Source organism: Mesorhizobium sp. M00.F.Ca.ET.216.01.1.1 (genome assembly GCF_004010325.2).
In the GTDB taxonomy this organism is placed as follows: domain Bacteria; phylum Pseudomonadota; class Alphaproteobacteria; order Rhizobiales; family Rhizobiaceae; genus Mesorhizobium.
The window spans coordinates 91,813-116,346 of record NZ_SADR02000009.1 but is presented as its reverse complement, the minus strand read 5'-3'; the positions used below and the strand labels follow the sequence as shown (position 1 = coordinate 116,346).

The 24,534-nt window shown below is 62.3% G+C and carries 22 protein-coding genes; 8 read left to right on the top strand and 14 right to left on the bottom strand.

The window, feature by feature from the left end; all coding sequences use genetic code 11:
* Positions 1-37: 37 nt before the first annotated feature.
* Positions 38-2,509 (bottom strand): DNA topoisomerase (ATP-hydrolyzing) subunit B, encoded by a 2,472-nt coding sequence (gene gyrB, locus EN859_RS14080; protein WP_127853499.1) that lies wholly within the window; start codon positions 2,507-2,509, stop codon positions 38-40.
* Positions 2,510-2,803: 294 nt separating this feature from the next.
* Positions 2,804-3,373: an NADPH-dependent FMN reductase gene (locus tag EN859_RS14075; RefSeq protein WP_127853500.1), complete on the bottom strand. Its 570-nt coding sequence runs from the start codon at positions 3,371-3,373 to the stop codon at positions 2,804-2,806.
* Positions 3,374-3,555: 182 nt separating this feature from the next.
* Here EN859_RS14075 and EN859_RS14070 point away from each other — a divergent pair, with 182 nt between their 5' ends.
* A complete protein-coding gene (locus EN859_RS14070) occupies positions 3,556-4,929 on the top strand; it encodes a cytochrome P450 (RefSeq protein WP_127853501.1) in 1,374 nt (457 codons plus the stop codon).
* 18 nt (positions 4,930-4,947) lie between these two features.
* Here the strand turns inward: EN859_RS14070 and EN859_RS14065 are convergent, their stop codons facing one another.
* Both EN859_RS14065 and EN859_RS14060 read right to left on the bottom strand, forming a co-directional pair.
* Positions 4,948-5,922, bottom strand: a complete 975-nt coding sequence (locus EN859_RS14065; protein WP_127853502.1) for a complex I NDUFA9 subunit family protein — start codon at positions 5,920-5,922, stop codon at positions 4,948-4,950.
* Positions 5,923-6,268: 346 nt separating this feature from the next.
* Complete coding sequence (locus EN859_RS14060) at positions 6,269-6,721, bottom strand: GtrA family protein (protein WP_245525575.1); 453 nt, start codon at positions 6,719-6,721, stop codon at positions 6,269-6,271.
* Positions 6,722-6,828: 107 nt separating this feature from the next.
* On the opposite strand from EN859_RS14060, the gene EN859_RS39230 reads away from it, so the two are divergent.
* The 3 genes from EN859_RS39230 to EN859_RS14045 are packed head-to-tail and all read left to right on the top strand — an operon-like array spanning position 6,829 to position 9,742.
* Positions 6,829-7,245, top strand: coding sequence for a hypothetical protein (locus EN859_RS39230; protein ID WP_135913532.1), 417 nt, complete (start codon positions 6,829-6,831; stop codon positions 7,243-7,245).
* Positions 7,208-8,677, top strand: coding sequence for a GMC family oxidoreductase (locus EN859_RS14050; protein WP_127853505.1), 1,470 nt, complete (start codon positions 7,208-7,210; stop codon positions 8,675-8,677). Before EN859_RS39230 ends, EN859_RS14050 begins: the two co-directional genes overlap by 38 nt.
* On the top strand, positions 8,678-9,742 hold the full coding sequence (locus EN859_RS14045; protein ID WP_245525568.1) for an NAD(P)-dependent oxidoreductase: 1,065 nt from the start codon (positions 8,678-8,680) through the stop codon (positions 9,740-9,742).
* Here EN859_RS14045 and EN859_RS14040 read toward each other — a convergent pair whose 3' ends face one another.
* From EN859_RS14040 to EN859_RS14030, 3 genes are read right to left on the bottom strand one after another with little or no spacing between them, the layout of a single operon-like run.
* Positions 9,743-10,453, bottom strand: coding sequence for an HAD family hydrolase (locus tag EN859_RS14040; protein WP_127853506.1), 711 nt, complete (start codon positions 10,451-10,453; stop codon positions 9,743-9,745).
* 5 nt (positions 10,454-10,458) lie between these two features.
* Positions 10,459-11,466 carry a UbiA family prenyltransferase gene (locus EN859_RS14035; protein ID WP_127853507.1) on the bottom strand — a complete coding sequence of 336 codons (1,008 nt, stop codon included), beginning with the start codon at positions 11,464-11,466 and terminating at the stop codon, positions 10,459-10,461.
* Positions 11,467-11,514: 48 nt separating this feature from the next.
* Entirely contained in the window at positions 11,515-12,909 is a 1,395-nt protein-coding gene (locus EN859_RS14030; protein ID WP_127853508.1) for a glycosyltransferase family 39 protein, read from the bottom strand.
* 619 nt (positions 12,910-13,528) lie between these two features.
* On the opposite strand from EN859_RS14030, the gene EN859_RS14025 reads away from it, so the two are divergent.
* Complete coding sequence (locus tag EN859_RS14025) at positions 13,529-13,804, top strand: hypothetical protein (RefSeq protein ID WP_127853509.1); 276 nt, start codon at positions 13,529-13,531, stop codon at positions 13,802-13,804.
* A 67-nt stretch (positions 13,805-13,871) separates the two neighbouring features.
* On the opposite strand, the gene EN859_RS14020 is transcribed toward EN859_RS14025, so the two are convergent.
* The 5 genes from EN859_RS14020 to EN859_RS14000 form a co-directional block, all read right to left on the bottom strand.
* The gene (locus EN859_RS14020; RefSeq protein WP_189501966.1) at positions 13,872-14,873 is read right to left on the bottom strand and encodes an Ldh family oxidoreductase; all 1,002 of its coding nucleotides are present in this window, start codon (positions 14,871-14,873) and stop codon (positions 13,872-13,874) included.
* Positions 14,874-14,894: 21 nt separating this feature from the next.
* Positions 14,895-15,704: an ABC transporter permease gene (locus EN859_RS14015; RefSeq protein WP_127853511.1), complete on the bottom strand. Its 810-nt coding sequence runs from the start codon at positions 15,702-15,704 to the stop codon at positions 14,895-14,897.
* The gene (locus EN859_RS14010; RefSeq protein WP_127853512.1) at positions 15,704-16,369 is read right to left on the bottom strand and encodes an ABC transporter permease; all 666 of its coding nucleotides are present in this window, start codon (positions 16,367-16,369) and stop codon (positions 15,704-15,706) included. Before EN859_RS14010 ends, EN859_RS14015 begins: the two co-directional genes overlap by 1 nt.
* Before the next feature lie 201 nt (positions 16,370-16,570).
* Entirely contained in the window at positions 16,571-17,365 is a 795-nt protein-coding gene (locus tag EN859_RS14005; RefSeq protein WP_127853513.1) for a transporter substrate-binding domain-containing protein, read from the bottom strand.
* A 52-nt stretch (positions 17,366-17,417) separates the two neighbouring features.
* Positions 17,418-18,206 (bottom strand): ABC transporter ATP-binding protein, encoded by a 789-nt coding sequence (locus EN859_RS14000; RefSeq protein WP_189501951.1) that lies wholly within the window; start codon positions 18,204-18,206, stop codon positions 17,418-17,420.
* Positions 18,207-18,451: 245 nt separating this feature from the next.
* Between EN859_RS14000 and EN859_RS13995 the strand changes: the two genes are divergently transcribed.
* The 3 genes from EN859_RS13995 to EN859_RS13985 all read left to right on the top strand — a co-directional run bounded on the left by EN859_RS13995 (position 18,452) and on the right by EN859_RS13985 (position 21,814).
* Positions 18,452-19,303 (top strand): arginine deiminase family protein, encoded by an 852-nt coding sequence (locus EN859_RS13995; RefSeq protein WP_127853594.1) that lies wholly within the window; start codon positions 18,452-18,454, stop codon positions 19,301-19,303.
* Positions 19,304-19,365: 62 nt separating this feature from the next.
* Complete coding sequence (locus tag EN859_RS13990) at positions 19,366-20,946, top strand: 5-guanidino-2-oxopentanoate decarboxylase (protein ID WP_127853515.1); 1,581 nt, start codon at positions 19,366-19,368, stop codon at positions 20,944-20,946.
* Between the two features lie 160 nt (positions 20,947-21,106).
* Positions 21,107-21,814, top strand: a complete 708-nt coding sequence (locus tag EN859_RS13985) for an SDR family NAD(P)-dependent oxidoreductase (protein WP_127853516.1) — start codon at positions 21,107-21,109, stop codon at positions 21,812-21,814.
* Positions 21,815-21,900: 86 nt separating this feature from the next.
* Here the strand turns inward: EN859_RS13985 and rpsA are convergent, their stop codons facing one another.
* Together rpsA and cmk are read right to left on the bottom strand one after the other, a co-directional pair.
* Positions 21,901-23,598: a 30S ribosomal protein S1 gene (rpsA, locus tag EN859_RS13980; protein ID WP_127853517.1), complete on the bottom strand. Its 1,698-nt coding sequence runs from the start codon at positions 23,596-23,598 to the stop codon at positions 21,901-21,903.
* A gap of 203 nt (positions 23,599-23,801) precedes the next feature.
* Positions 23,802-24,452 carry a (d)CMP kinase gene (gene cmk / locus EN859_RS13975; RefSeq protein ID WP_127853518.1) on the bottom strand — a complete coding sequence of 217 codons (651 nt, stop codon included), beginning with the start codon at positions 24,450-24,452 and terminating at the stop codon, positions 23,802-23,804.
* Between the last annotated feature and the right edge of the window lie 82 nt (positions 24,453-24,534).

Here is a 24,534-nt window from a genome sequence, read left to right as displayed (position 1 = left end):
TCATTCTGGGAGATCGGCGGCATCGCCAGCGGGTAGCTCAAATATCCAGATTGGCGACCGACAGCGCATTGTCCTGGATGAACTCGCGCCGGGGTTCGACCTCGTCGCCCATCAGCCGCGAGAACAGCGAGTCGGCATCGGTGGCGTCGGTGACCTTGACCTGCAGCAGCGAGCGTACGTTCGGGTCGAGCGTGGTTTCCCAGAGTTGCTCGGCATTCATCTCGCCAAGCCCCTTGTAGCGCTGCATGGTCAGGCCCTTGCGGCCGGTCGCAAACACAGCGTTGAGCAGCGCCAGCGGCCCCGAGATGGTTTCGGAAACGTCCCTGCGCCGCAGCACCGGCGGCTCGCCGTAAATTTCGGCGAGGCGCGGTGCATAACGGTCGAGCTGGCGTGCATCGGCCGAATTGATCAGCCCGAGATCGAGATGCGCGAATTCCTTGACGCTGCGCACCGTGCGCTCGAACACATAGCCGCCGGTGCCTTCGTTGGAGGTCGACGTACGGCCGGTCCAGCCGCGTTCGGTATCCTCGGCGATGATGTCGAGGCGCCGGGCGACGCGCTCGGCCATGGCGTTGGCGCGGCCGAGATCGGCAAAGACGTCCGGGTTGAGCGCGCCGGCGATCGCCGCCTGCTCGACCACGCCTCTGTTATAGCGCGTGTGCAGCCCGTTGATGAGTTGGCGCACCGCCAGCGCATCGTCAATGGCGCTGCGCAGGTCCTGTCCGGCCCGCACCTCGCCGGAGCTCAGCGAAAGCGATGCCTCCTCAAGCCCCGAATTGATCAGGAATTCCTCGAACGCACCTTCATCCTTGATGTATTGCGAACTCTTGCCCCGCGTCACTTTGTAGAGCGGTGGCTGGGCGATGTAGAGATGGCCGCGCTCGATCAGTTCCGGCATCTGCCGGAAAAAGAAGGTGAGCAACAGGGTGCGGATGTGGGCGCCGTCGACATCGGCGTCGGTCATCAGGATGATCTTGTGGTAACGCAGCTTGTCGGCGTTGAACTCGTCCTTGCCGATCGAGGTGCCGAGCGCGGTGATCAGCGTGCCGATCATGTCGGAGCCGAGCATGCGGTCGAAACGGGCACGCTCGACATTGAGGATCTTGCCGCGCAGCGGAAGAATGGCCTGGTTCTGGCGCGAGCGCCCGCCCTTGGCCGAGCCGCCGGCGCTGTCGCCCTCGACGATGAAGATTTCGGATTTTGCCGGGTCGCGTTCCTGGCAGTCAGCAAGCTTGCCGGGCAGCGAGGTGACGCCGAGCGAGCTCTTGCGGGTGATGTCGCGCGCCTTGCGCGCGGCTTCGCGAGCGGCTGCTGCCTGGATGACCTTCTCGACGACCACCTTGCCCTCGGCCGGATGCTCCTCGAGCCAGGTGCCGAGCGCCTCGTTGACCAGCCCCTCCACCACCGGGCGAACTTCGGACGACACCAGCTTGTCCTTGGTCTGCGAGGAGAATTTCGGATCGGGAACCTTGACCGACAGCACCGCCGTCAGCCCTTCACGGCAATCGTCGCCGATCAGCGCCACCTTCTCCTTCTTGGTGAGGCCCGAAGCTTCGCCATAGCCGGTTATCTGGCGCGTCAGCGCGCCACGGAACCCGGCCAGGTGCGTGCCGCCGTCGCGCTGCGGGATGTTGTTGGTGAAGGCCAGCACATTCTCGTGGTAGCTGTCGTTCCACCACATGGCGACCTCGACGGTGATGCCGTCACGCTCGGCCTTGATGGCGATCGGCTTCTCGATCAGCGGTTTCTTGACGCGATCGAGATATTTGACGAACTCTTCGAGACCGCCGTCATAGTGCAGCTCATGGCGCACGACATCGGCATGGCGGGCGTCGGTCAAGAGGATGCGCACGCCGGAATTCAGGAAAGCCAATTCGCGCAGCCGGTGCTCCAGCGTGCCGAAATCGAACTCGACCATGGTGAAGGTCGCGGTCGACGGAAAGAAGGTGATCTCGGTGCCGCTGCGTCCCTCATAGGTACCGGGAAGCTTGTGCTGTTCGTACGTGCCGGTGACCCTCAGCGGTGCATCGGCGTTGCCATGAGTGAAGCTCATCTCGTAGACTTGGCCGTTGCGGCGGATCTTCAGCTTCAGCCAGGCCGACAGGGCGTTGACCACCGACACGCCGACGCCATGCAGGCCGCCCGACACCTTGTAGGAATTCTGGTCGAACTTGCCGCCGGCATGCAGCTGCGTCATGATCACTTCGGCCGCCGAAATGCCTTCGCCGGTGTGGATATCGGTCGGAATGCCGCGGCCATTGTCGATAACCGTCACCGAACCGTCGGGGTTGAGCGTCACCGTGACGAGGTCGGCATGGCCGGCCAGCGCCTCGTCGATGGCGTTGTCTACCACCTCGTAGACCATGTGATGCAGGCCCGAGCCGTCGTCGGTGTCGCCAATATACATGCCGGGCCGCTTGCGGACGGCATCCAACCCCTTCAAAACCTTGATGGAATCGGCGCCATACTCGGCTTCTACGCCGGTGGCGATGTCGGTCTGGTCGCTCATGAAAACCTGTCTGATTGATGCCGCATGTCCCGCGCGAAAAATCGGCTCCGAATCGCGCGGCTCTGATGCGCTAGATATAGGCGCAAAAGGCGGTTTTTCCAAGGTTTGCAAGCATTTCCGAACGTAAGGGCCGGCTATCATGCTCTTGCCAGCCGATCGCGCAGGAATTTGAACATGGACTGGTATTGCGGCGCTAGCTGTCCACTCGGTCGAGCCTGAGCGTCGAGCGCCTGGACAGGACGGCCTTTCGGTCCCGCACGTTGCAGCACGAGCAGTCCGGCTGTTTTGTGCCCCTTAGCCGGCCCGCATCGGCTTCAGCGCCTCGCTCCAGCGCAGCAGTTCGTCGAGCATGGCCTTGGCGCCGCCAAGCACCTGTTCGCTGGGTTGGAAAGCACCGTCCTCGTCGAGCAGTTTCTGGTAAAGCGGCAGCGCCACGCCCTCGGGGATCGGCATCACCCCTACCGCGGTCAGCAACTGCTTGACTGCTTGCGCCGCGCGCAAGCCGCCGGAGACACCGCCATAGCTGAGGATGGCGGCAGGCTTGTATCGCCATTCCCTGAGCAGATAGTCGACCGCGTTGACGATCGCGGGTGCTGCAAAATAATTGTATTCCGGAGCCACGAAAACAAAGGCGTCGGCGGCGTCGATTGCCCCCGACCAAGCTTTCGTGTGGTCCTTCTCGTATTTGGCGAGCCTCGGATGGTGCGGTTCGTCCAGCAGCGGCAGGCCGAACGTGGCGATGTCGGTCAGCACCGGCTCGAATTTTCCGTGCTGGCGCGCGAAGCCCTCCAGCCAGTTCGCGAAAACCGGCCCGGCGCGTCCAGGCCGGGTGCTGCCGATGATGATGTTCAACTGGTGTTTCAAGGCGGGCTCCTGCGGTTGGCGGTATCTGTTGGTAACTGCCACTAAGGCATGCGGCCATCGGCAACAAGCACGCACGCATTGACGATCTGTCACGTTCCGGAGAGCGGGGGTGCCCGGCCATACTGCTCAGCCGCGTGGACGCCCGCTTTGCCGGCCACTACATTAGGGGCGGAGCACCCACTATGGACACTCAGCCCGCCCCCTTCGTTCCGCCGGCGCCGAAGCCGCGCACATCGCCGCCCTCGACGCTGGAGATGATGCGCATCGTCTACCGCAATCCGCTCGAACTGTGGGGCGAGCCGACCTACAACGAACCCTGGATATCGGTGACAGGCATCGGCGGGCCGCTGGTCGTTGCCAACGATCCCGGCCTCATCCGCCACGTGCTGGTCGACAATGCCAAGAACTACAAGATGGCGACGGTGCGCCAGATGATCCTGCGGCCGATCCTGCGCGACGGCCTGCTGACCGCCGAAGGCGAAGTGTGGAGGCGCTCGCGCAAGGCGATGGCGCCGGTGTTCACGCCGCGCCACATCTTCGGCTTTGCCGCCCCGATGCTGAAACGCACGCTGGAGTTCGTCACGCGCTACGAGGACGGCGGCACGTCGGACATCGCCCACGACATGACGCTGCTCACCTTCGATATTCTCGCCGAAACGCTGTTTTCGGGTGAGATATCAGGCGAGCCCGGCAGCTTCGGCAAGGAGATCGACCGCCTTTTCGAGACCATGGGCCGGGTCGATCCGCTCGACCTGTTGCGGGCACCCGACTGGCTGCCGCGCCTGACCCGAATTCGCGGCCGCAAGACCATGGCCTATTTTCGCAAGATCGTCACCGACACCGTCAAGATGCGCGAGGAGCGCGTCAAGCACAATCCTGATGCGGTGCCGCAGGACTTTCTCACCCTGCTGCTGCGCGCCGAAGGACCGGACGGGCTGACGCGCGCCGAGGTCGAGGACAACATCATCACCTTCATCGGCGCCGGCCACGAGACCACGGCGCGTGCCCTGGGCTGGACGCTCTATTGCCTTGCCGAGGCGCCTTGGGAGCGGGAAAAGATCGAACGCGAGATCGACGCCGTGCTGGCGCGCGAACCCGACCCGACGAAATGGCTCGACGCCATGCCGCTCACCCGCGCCGCCTTCGAGGAGGCGCTCAGGCTCTATCCGCCGGCGCCGTCGATCAACCGCGAGCCGATCGAGCCGGAGACCTGGAACAAGCTCTACATACCGAGGCGAGCCGCCGTGCTGGTGATGCCGTGGGTCGTCCACCGTCATCGCAAGCTGTGGGATCGGCCGGATGCCTTCATGCCCGAGCGGTTCCATCCGGGGAATCGCGAAAAGATCGACCGTTTCCAGTATCTGCCGTTCGGCGCCGGCCCTCGCGTCTGCATCGGCGCCAGCTTTGCCATGCAGGAAGCGATCATCGCCTTGGCCATCATGCTGTCGCGCTTCCGCTTTGATGCTACCGCCGAGACCAGGCCTTGGCCGGTGCAGAAACTGACGACGCAGCCGCAGGGCGGCCTGCCGATGCAGGTCACGCGGCGGGTTTTGTAAGCGCCGAAGGATCAGCAGTTACGCCGCAGACTTGCGCTGGAATTGGCCGGCGGCGCGGTAGCGCCAGAGGTAGCTCGGCAGGACCGAACCGATCGACTGCGGCTGGATGCCGATGCCGGTGAGCGTCCTGTTGTCCCTGGCGGCCGCATCCGACACGATGTTGTGCTCGCGCAACTGCAGGACCTGGTCCTTGGTCAGCAGCGGATTGGGCAGCAGGCCGAGGATCGACGCTTGCATGTTCGCCACCCACCACGGCACCGGCACCAGAAACCGCTTGCGGTCGATCACGGCAAGCATTTCTGCCATGCATTGCTTGAAAGTGAGCACCTGCGGCCCGCCGAGTTCGTAGATCTGACCACCCTTGACCTCGCCCTCGACCGAGCGCGCCACCGCCTCGGCGACATCGCCGACATAGACTGGCTGGAATTTGGTCTGGCCGCCGCCGATCAGCGGCAGGACGGGCGAAAGGCGCGCCATGCTGGCGAAGCGGTTGAAGAAGCGGTCCTCAGGCCCGAAATTGATCGACGGCCGGAAGATCACCGCGTCCTCGATCGTCTCCAGAACCGCCTTTTCGCCAAGCGCCTTGGTGCGCGCATAATTCGATTGCGAGTTGAGATCGGCACCCAAAGCCGAGATGTGGGTGAGGCCTGCGCCAACGGCGCGCGCGGCTTCGGCGATCGCGCGTGCCCCGAATTCATGCACGGCGCCGAATCTCTGCCGGCCACTCTCGTGCAGGATGGCCACCAGGTTGACGACATGGTCGGCGCCTTGCACGGCGCGGTCGACCGACCAGCGCACGCGAACATTGGCCTGCACCGGCTGGATCTGGCCGACATTGCCGAGCGGCTGCAGATGGCCGGCGAGATCCGGCCGCCGGCAGGCGACCCTGATGCGGTAGCCGCGCTTGGCCAGCGCCCGCACGACGTGGCGGCCGACAAAGCCGGAGCCGCCGAACACGACGACGAGCTTGGGGGTCTGCAGGACTTCGGTCATCAATGGCTCCGGCGCAGTTTCCAGATTGCTGGGGGCTTGGCTGAAGCCGTTTTCTTAATCCGTTTTGCGCCAAACGCAAAGAGCGACCAGAGGTCGCCCAGAGGTCGCTACGCGAAGGTTCAGCGACTTCGCAACAAATCGAATCTCGCCGCGCTGCCGGGCGGCGAGGTGTTAGCTAATGGCCTGAAAAGAAAGGTTTCTTCGGAGGGTAGTGCTCTATCCATCTGGGCTTACGGGGTGCCGACACGAGTCAGGGCCGGTGGAAGCGTCAATGCGGCGGACTAAAACATCGAACGAGGCCGCAAGCTCATCCGAGTGGTTGAAGTTAACCCGCCCCGGTACTGCGTTAACGGTCGGTTCTCTGAAATATTAGTATCTTGCTAGCGCTGTAGTTGATGAAAAAAACAATAAGCAAAGATATACATTGCGCAACTAAATAATGCATTACACTAGCCAATATCGTGAAAATAATAACGTTAATCACTGCTCCGATGGTCGACACGCCTACGAACTTTGGCATTGCAACCCAGTGCGGCTCGAAGGAGCGAAATGTGTAGCGGCTCTGAAGAAAGTAATTGACGACAACGGCGATGTAAAAAGCCGTCGTAGAGGCGATTGCCTTGTCGAGCTGAGCGACTTCCACGAGCGCTGCGAGTGCTGCAACCTGCAACATTGCGGCCATCGCACCGAAGACGAAGTATCGAAACAACCTGGAGTCCAGAAAGTGGTTCATGGAGCGCTTTTCACGACGATATCGAACGGCGAGCGGGAGATTGTGGCGGATCGCGTTGCCGATCATAGGCGCCAAGAATGATTCGGTAGCTTTTGCCCATCAGACCAGCTAAAAATGCCTATTGTAAAATCATCCCAGTTATCAGGGCGACGCCGGATTTAGAGGCAGGCTTGATGAAGGACGTGAGTCGCAGTGCCTCTCAGTTCGAGCGTGCCATTCTGGCGCTTGGCGAGACCATAGCATGGGAAAGGCGTTCCGGCGACGATGGGAACGCCGCGCTCGGTAAGGGCGCAGCAGACTTTCTCCTGTCTGTACACCGGCGGATGCCGGACTTTTTGAGGCCGCCATTCCATATCCTTGTTCTGGTGTTTGATGTGTGGCCCTTGTTGCGGAAAGGCCGGCTCTTTCACCAGTTGCCCCTCGACGACCGTTTGGCCGAACTGGATTCATGGAGGCGATCTCGCCTCGAAATCCGGCGCCGCTTCGTCGAGTTCTACGCATCCTTGGGCGTCTTCAGCGTGTATTCGGATTTATACGGGCGGGACTATCAATATGGCGATCTTCCCCCGGGGGAACGGGCTCGGTCCTGACAAAATTGCTGCAGATGTAGTTGTGATCGGCTCCGGTCCTGGCGGAGCGGTGACCGCCTCGATGTGTGCCGAAGCGGGGAAATTCGTCGTGATGCTTGAGGAGGGGCAGAATCTGCCTCTGGAATCCGCCCCACATTTTTCCCGTGAGGAGATACTGCAGAAATACCGAAATGCTGGCGTGAACATCGGCTTCGGCGCCGCGAAGATTGCCTATGTCGAAGGGTGCTGTGTCGGCGGCGGAAGCGAGGTCAACCGGGGCCTTTATCATCGCGCTCCTGAGGCGGTTTTCGATCGCTGGCGGAGCGATTACCGGGTCGACGCTTTAAGCCTCTCTGAACTCACGCCGCACTTCGCGGCGTGTGAGAAGGTGGCAAAGGTTGAATACCTGCCGGGGCCGGCGCCGCAGCTGTCGACGCGGCTCGAGGAAGGTGCGCATAGGCTTGGGTGGGCTTGCCTTGAGGTTCCCCGCCTCTACGCTTACGCCACCGATGCAACCGGTGCCCCTGGCCGCAAGCAATCAATGTCGGAGACCTTCGTCCCACGTTTCCTTGAGGCGGGCGGAGAACTCATGCCTGACACCTGCGCCACGAGGATCGCTCGCTCCGCCGGGCGCTGGACGGTGCACGCGCGGCGCTCGAATCCAACGGACTCTCAAGAGATTGAGCTGACAGCGAAAACAGTCTTTGTCGCCGGCGGCGCAGTGCAGACGCCGTTGCTCCTGCGACGGTCCGGCATCAGACGCAATGTTGGCGACAGCTTGCGTTTCCACCCGATGCTGAAGGTGGTCGCGCTATTTGCAGACGAAATCAACACGCCTGGCGAACTGGAGCCCGTGCATCAGATCAAGGAGTTCGATCCTCGCTTCAGCATGGGCTGTTCGATGAGCAAGCGCCCAGCCCTGGCTCTTGCCATGGCCGCCCATCCGCAGATGATGGAAGCGGTCGACCGCGATTGGCGCCGAATGGCCATATATTACGTGCAGAGCACGGGCGGCATCGGTCGGGTGAGAAGTTTCCCCGGCTTCCGCGACCCTTTCGTGCGCGTGGAACTGAGCCCGCTGGATCTCAAGGAACTCGCTGAGGGGCTCACGCGGCTCGCCGAAGTTCTCTTTGCTGCGGGCGCGCAGGCCGTTTACCCGAGTATTCCCGGCTATCCTGTCCTCTTTTCGCCAGCCGATATTCCAAAGCTGCCGCAAACGCTCCCGCCAAAGCAGGCGAACGTGACGACGATGCATCTGTTTTCGTCGTGCCCGATGGGGGAGGACATGCACAAATGCGCTACTAGTTCTTTCGGTCGTGTGCATGGCGCCGACAACCTCTTTATCGCCGACGCATCTCTGCTTTGCGGCCCGACCGTTGTGAACCCGCAAGGCACGGTGATGGCTGTCGCGCACCGCAATGTCACGCGCGCGATCGAGGATCGCGCGATCTGATTGAAGCGCTCCGTCGATCGGGGCCAAGGGGGATTGATGCGACACCTTATCACCGGCGGATCGGGTTTTATCGGCAACCTCACTGCGCGGCGGCTGCGCGACCGAGGGGATCATGTCCGGGTCCTCGACGTGTGGGAAGACCAGTCAAGGCCGGCGGATATCGAGTTCACTAACTGTTCAGTGCTCGACCGCGATGGGGTCCGCGCCGCAATGCGTGATATCGATATCGTTCATCACAATGCCGCTCTCGTAGCGCAGACGGATGCCGGCCGAGATTACTGGACCGTCAACGTGGAAGGGACCCGTATTGTCGCTGAAGAAGCAGCCAAGGCCGGCGCCAAGGCTCTGATTCATGTCAGTTCCACGGCGGCTTACGGCATCCCTCCCTCCGGACCCATTACCGCGCAAACGCCGCTTCGACCTGTCGAGCCCTACGGCAGGTCAAAGTTCGCTGGCGAGCAAGTGGCGGACGAAATCTGCAAGACGAGCGGCATGACCCTGATCACCATCCGCCCCCGGGCAACACTAGGCGGCGGCCGGCTCGGCATCTTCCAGATTCTATTCGAGTGGATCAGGGAAAATCGGGCGGTCTATGTCATCGGAAGCGGGGATATCAAGTTCCAGTTCATCCACGCACACGACCTCATGGACTTCTACATGCTCGCCTTGAACGCCGGCAAGAGTGGGACCTACAATGTCGGAACGGATCGCTTCGGTACGCTGCGGGGCGATCTGGAGGCCTTGATCCGCTATGCCGGCAGCACATCAAAAGTGAAGAGCCTGCCCACCGCGCTCACCATCAACACTCTCCGCGCGCTTCATTGGATGCGCGTCTCGCCGCTGGTTCCGTGGCACTATCTGACCTATCACAAGGAATGCTATTTCGACGTCGAGCCGCTTCTGGCAATGGGATGGCGTCCAAAATACTCCAACGAAGCCATGCTGCAGGAGAGCTATGACTGGTATTGCCAAAGCCTGACAAAGGCAGTGGCGGGCTCGCCGCAAAGCCCGCACAGGACGCCGATCAAGCAGGGCGCGCTCTGGCTTCTGAAGATGATATCTTGATCATTTGTTGGTAGCTCGGCCTATCAGAGGCTGGAAGGCTTCGTCCTCATAGTCGCGGAACGTATCAATACCGGTGATGGGGTTCCGGCTTCGGATAAGCGCGCGCATGCCGTGTTGCTTCGCGACGGCCCAGTCACGGTCTACTCTGTCGCCGATCATGATAGCAGCCTGCGCCGGTACGCCCGCCCGATCCAGAACGCGCTGCAAGCCTGCGGGATGGGGTTTCAGGACCCCGACATCCGGATCGCCGGAGGAGACGATAATGTCGGCGCTCAGCCCGAGCGCCTGCAGCTTTTCACGTGCCGGATAGTCTGAAAGAACGGCGAGCGTCTTCCTTTGCGCCATAAGCGCCGTGAATACCCGCTCGACGCCGCGATAACGGCATCCACGCAGGACATCGAGTGGTCGGCGGTCAATCCATTCTTCGACGATCGCTTTGACGGCATCCACGGAGCGTCCTGTGCGGTGCGCCGTGAGCTCATATTGTTGCGTGGCAAAATCAGTGGCCAGCGTCTCTCCGAGCTTTTCCCGGCAATCGCGAAAGGCTTTGAGAACCTGGAGAACGGCAAGGCTGCGCGAGTTCGCCGCATGAAGAGCCAGACGCAACAGCATGACAGCGCGCAGGCGCCGTTGATCGTAGAGGGTGCCGTCGAGATCAAAGACGGCGAGGCGTATCTGGTCCCACTCCACAGGCCCGTTCGGCAAGGTCATCGCGTTCAGCGCGAGGGAGAAATCGATGCAAAGAATGGTGTGGCCACGAAGTCGAGAGACGGTATGTCGACGAGGGTGGCGAAAATGAAGACAGCGACGGTGACAGCAAGCATGACGTCCAGACGGCGCGAATGGAACAGTCTCTCCGGGCGTTGCACGATGGAGCCAGGGCGGCTCGCGAGCCAAAGGTAGACCGCGAAGAGACCACTGACAAAGGGAAATACAAGAATGTATTCCACCCTGTATTTAACCAGGAATATGCCCATCAGGAATGCCGACATCATCGCATAGACGAAGCAGGAGACCGTCAGGCTTTCTTGTGTGTAAAAACGGAAAGAGCGCCTATACTGCGCAAGTACAGAGACGCCCGAGGTCGCAGCTATATCGCGGTACTCGCCAAGCCGCTTTGCGGCCATCAGAAACGCGCCAGCCATCCAATAGGCAGCCAGTACGCTGATCGGCGGCACTGTTCCGTCCTCAATCATGGCCCAACCGAGCAGGAAGCGAATTGGATTGTTCAGGCACTCCATCAGCACGTCCAGATAAGGCTTGTCCTTGGCTCTAACGGGAGGGACGTTGTAAAGAATCCCAGAGGCCAGAAACGCGATCGAGGTGATGAAGAACAGCGTACCGATCAGATATGCCAGGATCAGCCCCGCAATAGCGAAAAGCAGATACTCGCCGTAGACGATGCTTGGCTGCAGCGCCACGGTCACCGAGCGCCGCTGCGACTTGGTGGGATGGGCGGCGTCGTGCTTCCGATCCAGCCATTCGTTGATGACATAATTTGCCGAGGCGATGCAGACTGCGCTGAGAAGACCAATGGGCACGCTGAACAAAAGCGTATTGGGGTCCGGGGGGCGTAGCGCGCAGGCGAGGATCAGTCCCGGCAGAATGAACACGTGCTTGGTTACATGATCTAACCGGGCAAGGGACAGATAGTCGCTCAGCGTAGCTCGTGGAAGCGCTCTCGACAACTCGATCTGTGGCGTGATTTCCTGGCTTGCAGACATGCCCATTTTCCTCGCCATGAGGTCCCATTTTCCCTGCGCCGATGGCGCCTACTCCGCGTCTGTCGTCTCCGCCTGATAGATGCGGCCATCGGCCTCTGAGCGAACAAGCCTCAGCTTCGCCAGCTTGACAAGCTCGTCCTCCGTCGCGAGGAAAAAGCGCCAGTCGATCTCGTCCACGAACACCGCGTAGGCTCCTTGCTCAACCAGGGCTCGATGGAAACTTTGGAGTTGCTCCTCGAAGGAACCTTGGTCGCTCTCCAGGCCGGTGCGCCTCTCGCTATGAGCTGGGATCCAGTCGGTCCAGCGTCGCGTCAGAAAATTGAGCGGGTCGCAGGCGTTGGTATAGATCGTTGCGTTTGCCGGCAATGCGCGGACAGCCGCTACAATGGGCGACGATTTCCAGGCGCGACTTTGGAAGCCAATGCCTTCGTCATACGCTTCTCTCGTCTGCGCGGCGCTGCGAAGCACATTCAATGCGAGGGGTACAAGAAGCGCCGCGACAATCAGCCGGTTCAGCATCGGAGTAGCGCCCGCATGACTGCGAAAACGTGCTGCTGCTACGACGAACACAAAAACCAGGCTCACGTAAAACGGCAGGGAGTACCGGCTGTTCAGCTGAAGGTTTGCTTCAACGAACACTGAAAGAATAATGAACACAAAATAGAATATCGCAAAAAAGCCAAAGCTTAGGATAAGCATATCCTGTTCATTTGGCTTCGACACGAGCCAGTTGCATCTTGCTGTTCGCGCCACGATTGCCATCGCGCCCACCATCACCGCAAAAACTATCGGAATACGAATAAGCTGCGGAACTTGACTGGGTAGCAGGAAGCTCGACAATACGGATAGGCCGGCAATCCAGAGGTCGCTGTCAGGATTTCCGTAAAACCAAAATGCCCGTCCGACGGCTCGACCTGCCAAAATCTTGCTGGCCGCAGCCCAGAAAACGAAGATGCCCGCGCTGACAACGAAAAAAATGGCAACGTCAAGCAGGCGTCTCCGCATATCTCGCTGAGAGTTGCAAAAAAGCGCAATTACCGAAAACGAAGCGCCGAGCGGCGGCGCGACGAAGCGGGCGAGCATCGCGAAGCCGACGGATGCGGAGCACGCCACCAAGAAGCGCCGATCCGACTTCTCCATGTAGGCGACGAAGAACCACGTCGCGAGGAACACGAGCGCTAGGAACAGCGCTTCCGACATCGCAATGGTGTTGACCCAAAGGAATGTCGGACTGACGATGACCAGCAGCGTTCCTACGATGACAAACAGCGGCTGATTACGAATGGCGTGATGGAAGAGGCCGAATACAAGGAACGTGTTGAGGCCGTATAGGACGAAGCCCAGGCCGAGAGCCACATGTTCAAGCTCGAGTCCGAGGAGGTTTCCCGCAGTCAAGAGCCAGGGATAGAGCGGCGCGTCATAGGGCGTGCTGACGAGCTGCATATACCTTGTTGAATCTGGCAGTATGCCAATACCATGCCGCGTATTGAGCAAAAAAAGCACTGCAGCCAAGGCGAGAAGGGCCAACAGTCCGACGTGAGTGCGGAGTCTATCCGCTGCCCAGCCGCCACCCGCAATGTACCGATCGGCCAAAACCCGCCCCTTTGTACGGCAATCCGCACAACCCCGCGTAGTTAAGGTTCAACTACCATTGACCGGGTAATTTGAATGACAATCGCTAAATTAGCAAGCACTGCTGTTCGCCATCCGACGACTTGACCGTATGCGAAAAAGCAGAAAACCCTGCCGGAGCGGGGTCTTTCGGGTGGCACCCATATTCGGGTCCGACAAGGCCTGAGACGGTATCATGACGGCGTGAGGCAGGTGCGCCCGCCCCAGCCCTGGACATCCGACATAGTGCTACCGATCTTCTTGCAAGCCGCGATGAAGTCGGCGCTGCAGTTGGCGCATTCGCGTAGCTGTTCTCGCAGGAGTGATCCTCGGTGCTGCCCGGGGCGGTGATGACGCCGGGGAGCCTGTGTGGCGCGCCCCTGGGAACCTTTGTTCAGCTGGCGATTTTGGATGTAGGGTGTGCTTCCGAATGGCCAGGAGGATATTGCCGATGACGACGAAATCCTTGGCGATCTGTGCTCTCGTTGTCGGCATGGGCTGCAGTATTTCCAGCTCGGCCTTCCCCCGAGACCTGCATCGCCACCACCGAGCTCAACCCGAACGATACGTTCCCGCCAATGGCGATATCATCGACATCCTGTTCGGCGGCCCGCGCTACTACGACAACCGGATGTTTACAACGGCCGCCGGAGCCTGTTCCTATCAGCGGGTAGGGCCGGACGCGAATGCGTTGAACGTCATCAACGACCACCATTGCGGAAAATAGGCAGCAGGCGGCAACACGCGCCGGCCGAACGGCCTGGCCTCCAATTTATTGGGCAAAATGAATTTCCTCAGGAAGAATAGCGCGAAGCGAATTCGGAAATGCGCTGCACCACCGCTTTGGGCGCCGTTATGCCCCGTGCTGCCGCCTTCTCGGCCGCCTCGGCGCGGGCGCGGCCGGGTACATGAACGCCGTAGCGTCGCCGCAGCCGGTCGAGCTGGTCCTTCATGCGTTTTTCGAAATCCGGGTCGAGCAGCTTGGGCTCGACGGCAAGCACGAAGAGGCCGGTTCCGGGACTGTCCGGCCCACCGCTGAACCATGGCGCATCGAGCGACCAGTTGGCACCCGACAGGCCGGCTGCCAGCACTTCGACCATCAGTGCGATGTTGGCGCCGCGCTGGCCGCCGAAGGCAAGCATCGCGCCTTTCATGGCGGCCGCTGGATCGGTGGTCGGATTGCCACTGACGTCCAGCGCCCAGCCTTCGGGAATTTTCTTGCCGTCCTCGGCCGCCTTGCGGATGTTGACGAAGGCTGTGGCACTCGACGACTGGTCGATGACCAGCGGCGGACCGTCGGCGGCGGGAGCGGCAAACGACATCGGATTGGTGCAGTAGACCGGCTTGACCGAGCCCGAACCGGCAAGCACCGCCGGCCCGTTGGTCGCGGCGAACGAGACCAGCCCCTGTGCGGCCAGCCGGCCGGTGAAATAGCCGAGCGCGCCGCATGTATAGGCGTTCTTCTGTGAAAAGATGGCGACGCCGAACAGCCTTGCGGCCTTGGCGAGATCATCGATCGTGCGATCGAAGCCGGTGTGCGCAAGGCCGCCGCGTGCGTCGGCGAGATAGACCGCCAGCGCCGGCCTGGTGACCACCGGGTTGGCGTTGCCGTCGATGCGGCCGGCCTCCAGCGCTTCGAGATAATCGATGAAATGCGACAGCCCGACCGTCGACAGGCCTTCCGCCTCGGCTGCGACGATGGACGCGGCGAGCGACCGTGCCGCCTCCTCATTGGCGCCGGCGCCGAGCGCTGCCATCCGGCACAGCCCGGTTGCCTGGTCGAGACTGAGTTGCATCATGGCTGGCCCTGAGCTGCTTTAACCGATCTTGTTCGGGATCCGCGCCTCGATCCTGCTGAAGGCGAGGACGAGAATGCCGGTGATCGCCATATAGATCAACGCCAGCAGCAGCAAGGGTTCATAGGTGAGGTAGGTGACCTGACGCACCTTCGATGAGACCGCGAATATGTCGATCACGCTGATGGTCGCCACCAGCGGTGTCGACTTCAACTGCAGCACGGTTTCGCCGGTCAGCGTCGGCAGCGCCCGGTAGATGGCCTGTGGCAGCCAGATGCGCCGGAATGTCTTCCAGCGGCTCATGCCGAAGGCGCGGGCCGCCTCCAGCTGCCCTTTCGGCACGCCGGCAAAGGCGCCCCGCATCACCTCGCCCTCGTAGCCGGCGAAGGACATCGTCAGCGCCAGTACGCCATATGGCCATGCTTGCCGCAGATACGGCCACATCCACGACTGGCGGATCCAGGGGTACTGCGGAAACAGCGACCCCAGCCCATAGTAGAGCAGCCACAGCTGCAGCAGCAGCGGCGTGCCCCTGATGATGGTGCAGAAGACCTTGGCGGGCGCGGCGAACCAGAAGGAGCCGGCTGCCTGCGCCAGCCCGAGCGGCACGGCGAGCAGGAAGCCCAGTATGCAGGTGACGGCGAGGATCCACAGCGAGCGCCAGAGGCCGAACAGTGCCATTTCGTAATATTGCGGCAGCCAGTCCCAGCGCATGAAGAAAGCGGCACCCAGAACCAGCGCCAGCGCTGTCAGGATCAGCACGATGCGATGCGGCTGCAGCCACAGCGAAGTGCGTGCCGCCACGCTGGTGATGGTCGCTTCGCTTGTCATCAACGTGCCTCCTTGAGCGAAGGCATGCCGCGCCGGGACCAGGCCTCGATGCGGCCGATGACCAGGTTCGAAAACAGCGACAGCAGCAGGTAAAGCACGCCGGCGGCGACGTAGAATATGAGATAGGCCTTGGTGACGCCCGCGGCCTGCCGTGTTTCGAGCGTCAGCTCATTGAAGCCGACGACCGCCAGCAGGGCGGTGTCCTTGGTGGCGATCAGCCACAGATTGGCAAGGCCGGGAATGGCGAAAGGCAGCATCGCCGGCAGTGTGATGCGCCTGAGAAGAAGGCCGGGGGACATGCCATAGGCTCTAGCTGCTTCGATCTGGCCTTGCGGAATGGCAAGGATCGCACCGCGTATCACCTCGGTCGAATAGGCGCCCTGGACAAAGCCGAGCACGGCGATGCCGGCCGCAAGCCCGCTGATATCGATGCGCTGATAGCCTATTGCCGTCAGCAGCTGGTTTATCAGGTCGGTGCCGGCGTAATAGAGCAGCAGGATCAGCACCAGTTCCGGCACGGCGCGGACGATGGTCGTGTAGACGGCCAGCAGGTCGCGCACCACCGGACCGCCATAGAGCTTGCCGTAGGCACCGCCCGTACCGATCAAGAGACCGAGGCAAGTGGCGCCGACTGCGATCTCGATGGAGTGGAGCAGGCCGCGCAGGAGATTTCCGCCCCAGCCCGGCGGCGTGGGCGAGAGAAGCTCTATGATGCCGGCCGCCGAGGCCGGAAGAAATGCGTCGATCAGCTTCGCCCCCGAATCGCTGGCGATCTTCGTCAGCGGAAAGCTTGTGTTGGATTGGGTTCAACGAAGCCACACAGCGCGGCAGCGCGCCGTGTGGCTTTCGCTCATGGATACAAGCTGTCAGTTCGACTGCGTTTCGTCGCCATAGATGTCGAAATCGAAGTATTTCTTGCTGATCACGTCATATTTGCCGTTGGCGCGGATGGCCTTGATGGCGGCGTTGATCTTGTCCTTCAGCTCGGTGTCTTCCTTGCGGACGCCGGCGCCGACGCCAGGCCCGAGGATGGCCAGATCCGGCGCGACCATGCCCTTCAGATCGCAGCATTGCTTGCCCTGGTCCGATTTCAGGAACGCATCGAGCGCGATAGAATCGGCCTGCACCGCATCGAGGCGGCCGGCGGCAAGATCCTGGTTGGCTTCGTCCTGGGTCTGGTATTCCTTGATTTCAGCCGCTTCGGTGAAATGCTTCTTGGCGTAGTCGGCATGTACGGTCGAGACCTGCACGCCGACCACCTTGCCCTTGAGGTCTTCGGGCGTGGAGCCGAACTTCTGGTCCTTCGGCCCGATGATGGCGGTCGGGGTGTTGTAATATTTGTCGGAGAAGTCGATTGTCTTCTTGCGTTCGTCGGTGATCGACATCGAGCTGGCAATGACGTCGATCTTCTTGGTCGTCAGCGCCGGGATGATGCCGTCCCAGGCAACAGGCGTGATGACGCAATCGAGTTTCTCCTCGGCGCAGACGGCGTCTATGAACTCGATCTCCCAGCCGACCCACTTGCCCGAAGCGTCCGGCGAGGTGAAGGGCGGATAAGGTTCGGCGGCAACACCGAACTTGACCTGATCGGCCTTGGTCACACCCATCGCGGCGAGGCCGAGCAACAGCGCTGCGGCAACTGTCTTCAGAACAGTCTTCATTTAAAGAACTCCCAGTTTGTTGTTGTTCCCGGTTTTTTCGTCCGCCCCCGGCCTAGCCGATGTTGCGGATGAATTGCTTGAGCCTTTCGGATTTGGGGGTGCCGAAGATCTGTTCCGGCGGCCCCTCTTCCTCGACCAGCCCGTTGTAGAGATAGACGACATGCGTCGCGACCTCGCGGGCGAACTTCATCTCGTGGGTGACCAGCACCATGGTGCGGCCTTCGCGCGCCAGATCGCCGATCACCTTCAGCACTTCGCCGACCAGCTCAGGGTCGAGCGCCGAGGTCGGCTCGTCGAACAGCATGACACGCGGATGGATGGCCAGCGCCCGGGCGATCGCAGCGCGTTGTTGCTGGCCGCCCGACAGATAGGCCGGATAGACGTCGCGCTTTTCGGCCAGGCCAACGCGGGCGAGCAGCTTTTCAGCCTGGGCGATCGCCTCGTCGCGCTTGACGCCGAGCACGTGTACCGGAACCTCGATCACGTTCTCGATCAGCGTCATGTGGCTCCACAGGTTGAAATTCTGGAACACCATGCCGAGCTTGGAGCGGATGCGTTCGATCTGCTTGCGGTCGGCGGGAACCGTATGGCCGTGGCTGTCGGCCTTCAGCTTGATCTCTTCGCCATTGACGCGAATGATGCCGCTGGTCGGGTTCTCCAGGCAGTTGATGCAGCGTAGCAAGGTCGACTTGCCGGAGCCGCTGCCGCCGATGATGGCGATCACCTCGCCGTCGCGCGCCGACAGCGAGACACCCTTCAGCACGTGCAGTTTGCCGAATTTCTTGTGCAGGTTCTCGACATGGATGGCTTCGGCGGCGCCGTTCTGCGCCGTGTGTTTCACAGCAGGTTCCGTGCCTTGCGCCGTCACCTTTTCGGTGCCTCGCGGAGCGGCCGGACCCGTCGCTGCTGAAATCTTTTACCCATTAACCGTCACTGGACAGAGTTCTCATTCTCAAGATGGACCGTTCGGCTTGCCTCCGTCAACTACGGTTTTTGGACCATTGATCACGGCTTGCTGAGTGGCTATTGGCAGGCAAGGGGCGTGTCGCGGAGAATTTGGTGGGCAAAGCATACGGGTCGCAATCGATGGCTGGGCCGCTGCAGCGCGTGCTGATGCGTTCTGCTGCCAGCGCCATGCGCGACGCCAAGGCATCGGAGTGGCACTATGGTCCGGGTTTCGATCCGCAAAAGGCCGCCGCCCAGCATGACGAACTGACGAAGCTGGTCGCACGGGCCGGCGCCGAGATCGAATGGCTGACCGACGCCGATGACGGGCTTGCCGATTCCGTCTTTACCCACGATCCGTCGCTGATGACCGACCATGGCGCCATCATTCTTGCCATGGGCAAGGCGCTGCGCCGGGCCGAACCCAGCCTGCACGAGACGGCCTACAGGCGTATGGGTGTGCCCGTCCTCGGCCGCATCGAGCACCCCGGCCAGGTCGAGGGTGGCGACTGCGTATGGGTGGACTCAAGGACGCTGGCCGTCGGACGCGGCGTGCGCACCAACCAGGAGGGGATCCAGCAGCTTTCGAACCTGCTCACGCCGAAGGGCATTCAGGTCTATGGCTTCGACCTGCCGCTCTGGCATGGAGAGGAAGCCTGCCTGCACCTGATGTCGGTGATCAGCCCGCTCGCCGACGACCTGGCACTAATCTACGCGCCGCTTCTGCCGGCCGCCTTCTACCAGATGCTGCGCGCACGCGGCATTCGCCTGGTCGAAGGCGACGCCGACGAATTCTTTGCCTCCAAGGGCCTCAGCCTCAACGTGCTGCCGACCTCACCGCGCCAGGTAATCGCCGTCGCCGGGTTTCCGAAAACCGCGGCTGCCATGGAAGCAGCCGACTGCATGGTCGAGACCTTCGAGGCGGATGCGCTATGCATCGCCTGCGAAGGCGGTCCGACCTGCCTCACAAGACCGGTGCTTAGAGCCTTTTGACCTGAATCGTCTCGCCGCCCGGAAACAGAACTGTTTGATTTAAGCCAGAGGCGCTCTAGACAATGACGACAGTAGGCGAAGCGCTCATCACCTTGCTCGAAGCCCATGGCGTCGACACCGTCTTCGGTATTCCCGGTGTGCATACTGTCGAACTCTATCGCGGGCTGGCACGGTCGAAGATCCGCCATGTCACGCCGCGCCATGAGCAGGGCGCCGGCTTCATGGCCGACGGCTATGCGCGCGCCAGCGGCAGGCCGGGCGTGGCCTTCGTCATCACCGGGCCGGGGCTGACCAACACCATCACCGCGATGGGCCAGGCGCGCGCCGATTCGGTGCCGATGCTGGTGGTCTCCGGCGTCAATGCCACAGCGACGCTGGGCAAGGGCCTCGGCCACCTGCACGAACTGCCCGACCAGCGCGGCATGATGGAGAAGGTCGCGCTGTTTTCGTACCGTGTCACCGAGGCCGGTGAGCTGCCCGGCGTGCTCGCCCGCGCCTTTGCGCTGTTTTCATCTTCGCGCCCCGGTCCGGTCCATATCGAGATTCCGACCGACATCATGGTCAATCCGGCCGACGGTATTTCTGCCATGCCGGCAAACGCCGGGCCGCCGGAGCCGGACGCGGCGGCGATAACGGAGGCGGCAAGGCTTTGCGTTGCTGCCCGCCGTCCACTCATCCTTGCCGGCGGCGGCGCCAAGCGAGCCGAAGCGCCGTTGCAGCGCCTGGCCGAGAGGCTGGGCGCGCCGGTCGTCACCACCGCCAACGGCCGTGGCCTGATGTTTTCGCACCCGCTTGGCGTGCCGGCGAGCCCCAGCCTGACGCCGGTACAGGCGCTGATGGCCGACGCCGACCTTGTCATCGCCGCCGGCACCGAATTCGGTCCGACCGACTATGATATGTATGGCGACGACAGCTTCGTCTTGCCAGCCAATCTGATCCGCATCGACATCGGCGCCGACCAGCTTGCCCGCCGACCGGCCAGGATTTCCATCCGGGCCGATTGCCGTGCCGCGCTCGACGCGCTGCTTGCCGAAATCGGCAAGGGCCAAGCGTCATCGGCCGACGGCCCGGCCCGCGCCGCGGCGACACGCGAGGCAGCTTTTGCCGCAATTGGCCCGGCCATCCAGGCGCAGATGCGCGCCGTCGAGGCGATCCGCGATGCACTGCCCGGCTCGATCATCGTCGGCGATTCGACGCAGCCGGTCTACGCCGCTAACCTCTACTACGATCATGACCGGCCGGGCGGCTGGTTCAACGCTGCCACCGGCTTCGGCGCGCTGGGCTACGGCCCGCCCGCGGCGATCGGTGCCGCCCTTGCCGTGCCCGATGCACCGGTCGTTTGTCTCACCGGCGACGGCGGCTTCCAGTTCACCTTGCCGGAACTGGGCGCTGCGCTCGACGCCGCGGCGCCGGTGATCTTCGTCGTCTGGAACAACCGCGGCTACCGCGAGATCGAAACGTCGATGCTCGACGCTGGTGTCGAGCCGGTCGGCGTGTCGCCGGCGCCGCCGGATTTCTGTAAGCTGGCCGAAGCCTACGGCATTGCCGCGGACCGGCTTGCTGGTATTGGCGGTCTGGCGGACGCACTCAAGCGCGCGCGGGCAACCGGACTGCCGCACGTCATCGAAATCACTGTCGATTGAATGCCGTGGGCATCCGCCCCAGGATGCGGCCCACCAAGGCTGGCCGACGAGCTGAGGCGACAAAAGCGACCCAACGTCATCGAGATTTCTGTTGAGTGACGGCGCGAAAGGCGCGAGTTTCGGCGGCGGCGGCGCGCATGATCACCGGAGCAGTCGGAAGATGACAAATACACTGGACGGCAGGCATATCGTGGTGACCGGCGGCACTGGAGCGCTGGGCGGCGCGGTTGTGGGAAAACTGCTGGAGCAGGGCGCGATCTGCCATGTGCCCAATGCCCATGCTGCCGCGCCTTCGCATTTTCCTTTCCCGGCGCATGACCGCGTCAGGCTGGCGCACAACGTCGATCTCGCCGACCCCGCCAAGGTCGATGCGTTCTACGCCAGCGTTCCGGATCTGTGGGCATCCATCCATCTGGCCGGCGGCTTCACCGGTGCGCCGGTCGAGAAGATCGAACCCGCCTCCTTTGCCGAAATGATGGACACCAATGCCCGCACGACTTTCCTGTGCTGCCGCGCGGCGGTGCGTTCGATGCTGGCATCTTCCGTGGCGGGCCGCATCGTCAATGTCACGGCGCGCGCCGGCCTCGACGCACGGCGCGGTTCCGGCATGGTCGCCTACGCGGCAAGCAAGGCTGCGGTCGCGGCAATGACGGTGGCGATGGCCGAAGAGCTGAAGGGCAAGGGCATCCTGGTCAATGCAGTGGCGCCGTCGACACTCGACACGCCCGCCAACCGGGCCGATATGCCCAATGCCGATTTCAGCAAATGGGTCAGCCTCGAAGCGGCTGCCGAGGCAATCGCCTATCTCGCCTCGCCCGCCAATCAGGCGATGAGCGGCACGCTGGTGCCGCTTTATGGGCGGGCCTGAACATCAAAAAACCCCGCCGGATCGCTCCGGCGGGGTTTTTGAACTTAGCGACCGCGCGCAAGGCGCGGCGTGTTGTTCTTAGTTGTCTAGTTGCCCTGCTTCTTCAGCGCGGCACCCAGGATGTCGCCCAGCGAAGCGCCGGAGTCGGTCGAGCCGTATTGAGCCACCGCTTCCTTCTCCTCGGCGATTTCCAGCGCCTTGATCGAGACCTGCAGCTTGCGGGTCTTCTTGTCGAAGGCGATGACGCGGGCGTCGACTTTCTGGCCGACGGTGAAGCGCTCGGGGCGTTGCTCGTCGCGGTCACGGCTGAGGTCGGAGCGCTTGATGAAGGTCTCGATGCCGCTGTCGACCAGCTGCACTTCCAGGCCGCCATCCTTGACGCCGGTGACTTCGCAGGTGACGACGGCGTTCTTGCGCAGTTCGCCTGAAGTCGCCGCTTCGCCGACCGTGTCCTTGGCCAGCTGCTTGATGCCGAGCGAGATGCGTTCTTTCTCGATGTCGACGTCGAGCACCTGCGCCTTGACCATGTCGCCGCGATTGTACTCCTCGATCACCTGCTCGCCCGGACGGGTCCAGTCGAGATCGGAAAGATGGACCATGCCGTCGACATCGCCCTCGAGGCCGATGAACAGGCCGAACTCGGTCTTGTTCTTGACCTCGCCCTCGACCTGGCTGCCGACCGGATGGCTGCGCGCGAAGGCTTCCCACGGGTTCTCCAGCGTCTGCTTGAGGCCGAGCGAGATGCGGCGCTTGGCCGGATCGACCTCGAGCACCACCACGTCGACTTCCTGCGTCGTCGACAGGATCTTGCCGGGATGCACGTTCTTCTTCGTCCACGACATTTCCGAAACGTGGATGAGGCCCTCGATGCCCGGCTCCAGCTCGACGAACGCGCCGTAGTCGGTGATGTTGGTGACGGTGCCCTTGATCTTCTTGCCGATCGGAAACTTGGTGCCGATCTCGGACCACGGATCGCTCTCGAGCTGCTTCATGCCGAGCGAGATGCGGTGGGTTTCCTGGTTGATGCGGATGATCTGCACCTTGACCGTCTGGCCGATGTTGAGGATCTCGGTCGGATGGTTGACGCGGCGCCATGCCATGTCGGTGACATGCAGCAGGCCGTCGATGCCGCCGAGGTCGACGAACGCACCATAGTCGGTGATGTTCTTGACGACGCCTTCGACCACCTGGCCTTCTTCGAGGTTCTGCACGATTTCCGAACGCTGTTCGGCGCGGCTTTCCTCGAGCACGGTGCGGCGCGACACCACGATATTGCCGCGGCGGCGATCCATCTTGAGGATCTCGAACGGCTGCGGGTTGTGCATCAGTGGGGAAACGTCGCGGATCGGGCGGATATCGACCTGGCTGCGCGGCAGGAACGCCACGGCGCCGTCGAGGTCGACGGTGAAGCCACCCTTGACCTGGTTGAAGATGACGCCTTCGACGCGCTCACCCTTGGTGAACTTTTCTTCGAGACGGACCCAGCTCTCTTCGCGGCGGGCCTTTTCACGCGACAGCATCGCTTCGCCAAGCGCGTTCTCGATGCGCTCGACATAGACCTCGACCGTGTCGCCGACCTTGAGCGTCGTATCCTTGCCCTTGACGCCGAATTCCTTCAGCGGCACGCGGCCTTCGACCTTGAGGCCGACATCGATGATGGCCATGTCCTTTTCGATCGCGGTGATCGTGCCCTTGACGACCTGGCCCTCGCCGGAGTGGCCGGCGGTAAATGATTCTTCGAGCAGGCTCGCGAAATCATCGCGAGTGGGATTTGCAGCTGACATAGTTTCTCCTGGAATGCCCCGCATCTGTCGCGGGGCGGGCGCCGTGGGTTAGCGTTGCGTTGGCCTGCCGGCGTTCCGGGCTGCAAAAGCCCTTGGCCGCCTGAGCGGCAATTCCGGCGCATGAAGAATGCTGGCAGGCTGATTACCGCCCGATATGGGTATCTTTTCGTCGCCGGCAATCGGCAGCGGGAGAGAAACCCGGCTCAGGCTTTGTTTCTTTTGGCCAGAACGTCGTCGATGATCGTCTTGGCCGCCAGGAACGCGGCTTCTATAGCCATTTCCGACGTGTCGAGCAAGTGCGCGTCGGCGGCCGGCTTCAAGGGCGAGGAGGCCCTGCCCATGTCGCGCTCGTCGCGACGCACGATATCGGCAAGGATTTCGTCGAAATTTGCGGTGCCGCCGATGCTTTCGATTTCGTCCAGTCGGCGTTTCGCCCGCACCTCGGCGCTCGCCGTCACATAGAGTTTTATGTCGGCGTCCGGACAGACGACGGTGCCGATGTCGCGGCCGTCGAGCACGGCGCCAGGCGGCGCCTTGGCGAATTCACGCTGCTTTTCGACCAGTATGCGCCGCACGGTCGGGATCACCGCCACTTTCGAGGCCGCCTCGCCGATAGCATGCGCCGACAGCACCGACCGGTCGAGCTTTGCCAGGTCAACCTGTCGGGCTGCGGTTTCGGCCGCCGAGACATTATCGAGCGGCAGGCCGAGCTGAAGCAGCGCGTAGGCCACCGCGCGATAGGCGAGGCCGGTGTCGAGCAGGTTCAGCCGGTAATGGTCGGCCAGCCGCCGCGCCAGCGTGCCCTTGCCGGCGCCGGCGGGGCCATCGATGGCTATGGTGAAGACGTGTGTCATCGGCCGACCACCATAACCGAGATCGAACAGCGCAGCGGTCCAGACAGGTGTAGCGATCCTTCGCGCCCCCCTCTGTGCTGCC

Coding starts and splice junctions, on each gene's coding strand:
- EN859_RS14025 (WP_127853509.1), top strand. CDS start 13,529: ATGACGACGAAATCCTTGGCGATCTGTGCTCTCGTTGTCGGCATGGGC.
- EN859_RS13995 (WP_127853594.1), top strand. CDS start 18,452: ATGGCTGGGCCGCTGCAGCGCGTGCTGATGCGTTCTGCTGCCAGCGCC.
- EN859_RS14070 (WP_127853501.1), top strand. CDS start 3,556: ATGGACACTCAGCCCGCCCCCTTCGTTCCGCCGGCGCCGAAGCCGCGC.
- EN859_RS13990 (WP_127853515.1), top strand. CDS start 19,366: ATGACGACAGTAGGCGAAGCGCTCATCACCTTGCTCGAAGCCCATGGC.
- EN859_RS14040 (WP_127853506.1), bottom strand. CDS start 10,453: ATGACCTTGCCGAACGGGCCTGTGGAGTGGGACCAGATACGCCTCGCC.
- EN859_RS14050 (WP_127853505.1), top strand. CDS start 7,208: ATGGCGATCTTCCCCCGGGGGAACGGGCTCGGTCCTGACAAAATTGCT.
- EN859_RS14035 (WP_127853507.1), bottom strand. CDS start 11,466: ATGTCTGCAAGCCAGGAAATCACGCCACAGATCGAGTTGTCGAGAGCG.
- EN859_RS14005 (WP_127853513.1), bottom strand. CDS start 17,365: ATGAAGACTGTTCTGAAGACAGTTGCCGCAGCGCTGTTGCTCGGCCTC.
- EN859_RS14015 (WP_127853511.1), bottom strand. CDS start 15,704: ATGACAAGCGAAGCGACCATCACCAGCGTGGCGGCACGCACTTCGCTG.
- EN859_RS39230 (WP_135913532.1), top strand. CDS start 6,829: ATGAAGGACGTGAGTCGCAGTGCCTCTCAGTTCGAGCGTGCCATTCTG.
- EN859_RS14060 (WP_245525575.1), bottom strand. CDS start 6,721: ATGATCGGCAACGCGATCCGCCACAATCTCCCGCTCGCCGTTCGATAT.
- EN859_RS14020 (WP_189501966.1), bottom strand. CDS start 14,873: ATGCAACTCAGTCTCGACCAGGCAACCGGGCTGTGCCGGATGGCAGCG.
- cmk (WP_127853518.1), bottom strand. CDS start 24,452: ATGACACACGTCTTCACCATAGCCATCGATGGCCCCGCCGGCGCCGGC.
- EN859_RS14030 (WP_127853508.1), bottom strand. CDS start 12,909: ATGCAGCTCGTCAGCACGCCCTATGACGCGCCGCTCTATCCCTGGCTC.
- gyrB (WP_127853499.1), bottom strand. CDS start 2,509: ATGAGCGACCAGACCGACATCGCCACCGGCGTAGAAGCCGAGTATGGC.
- rpsA (WP_127853517.1), bottom strand. CDS start 23,598: ATGTCAGCTGCAAATCCCACTCGCGATGATTTCGCGAGCCTGCTCGAA.
- EN859_RS14065 (WP_127853502.1), bottom strand. CDS start 5,922: ATGACCGAAGTCCTGCAGACCCCCAAGCTCGTCGTCGTGTTCGGCGGC.
- EN859_RS13985 (WP_127853516.1), top strand. CDS start 21,107: ATGACAAATACACTGGACGGCAGGCATATCGTGGTGACCGGCGGCACT.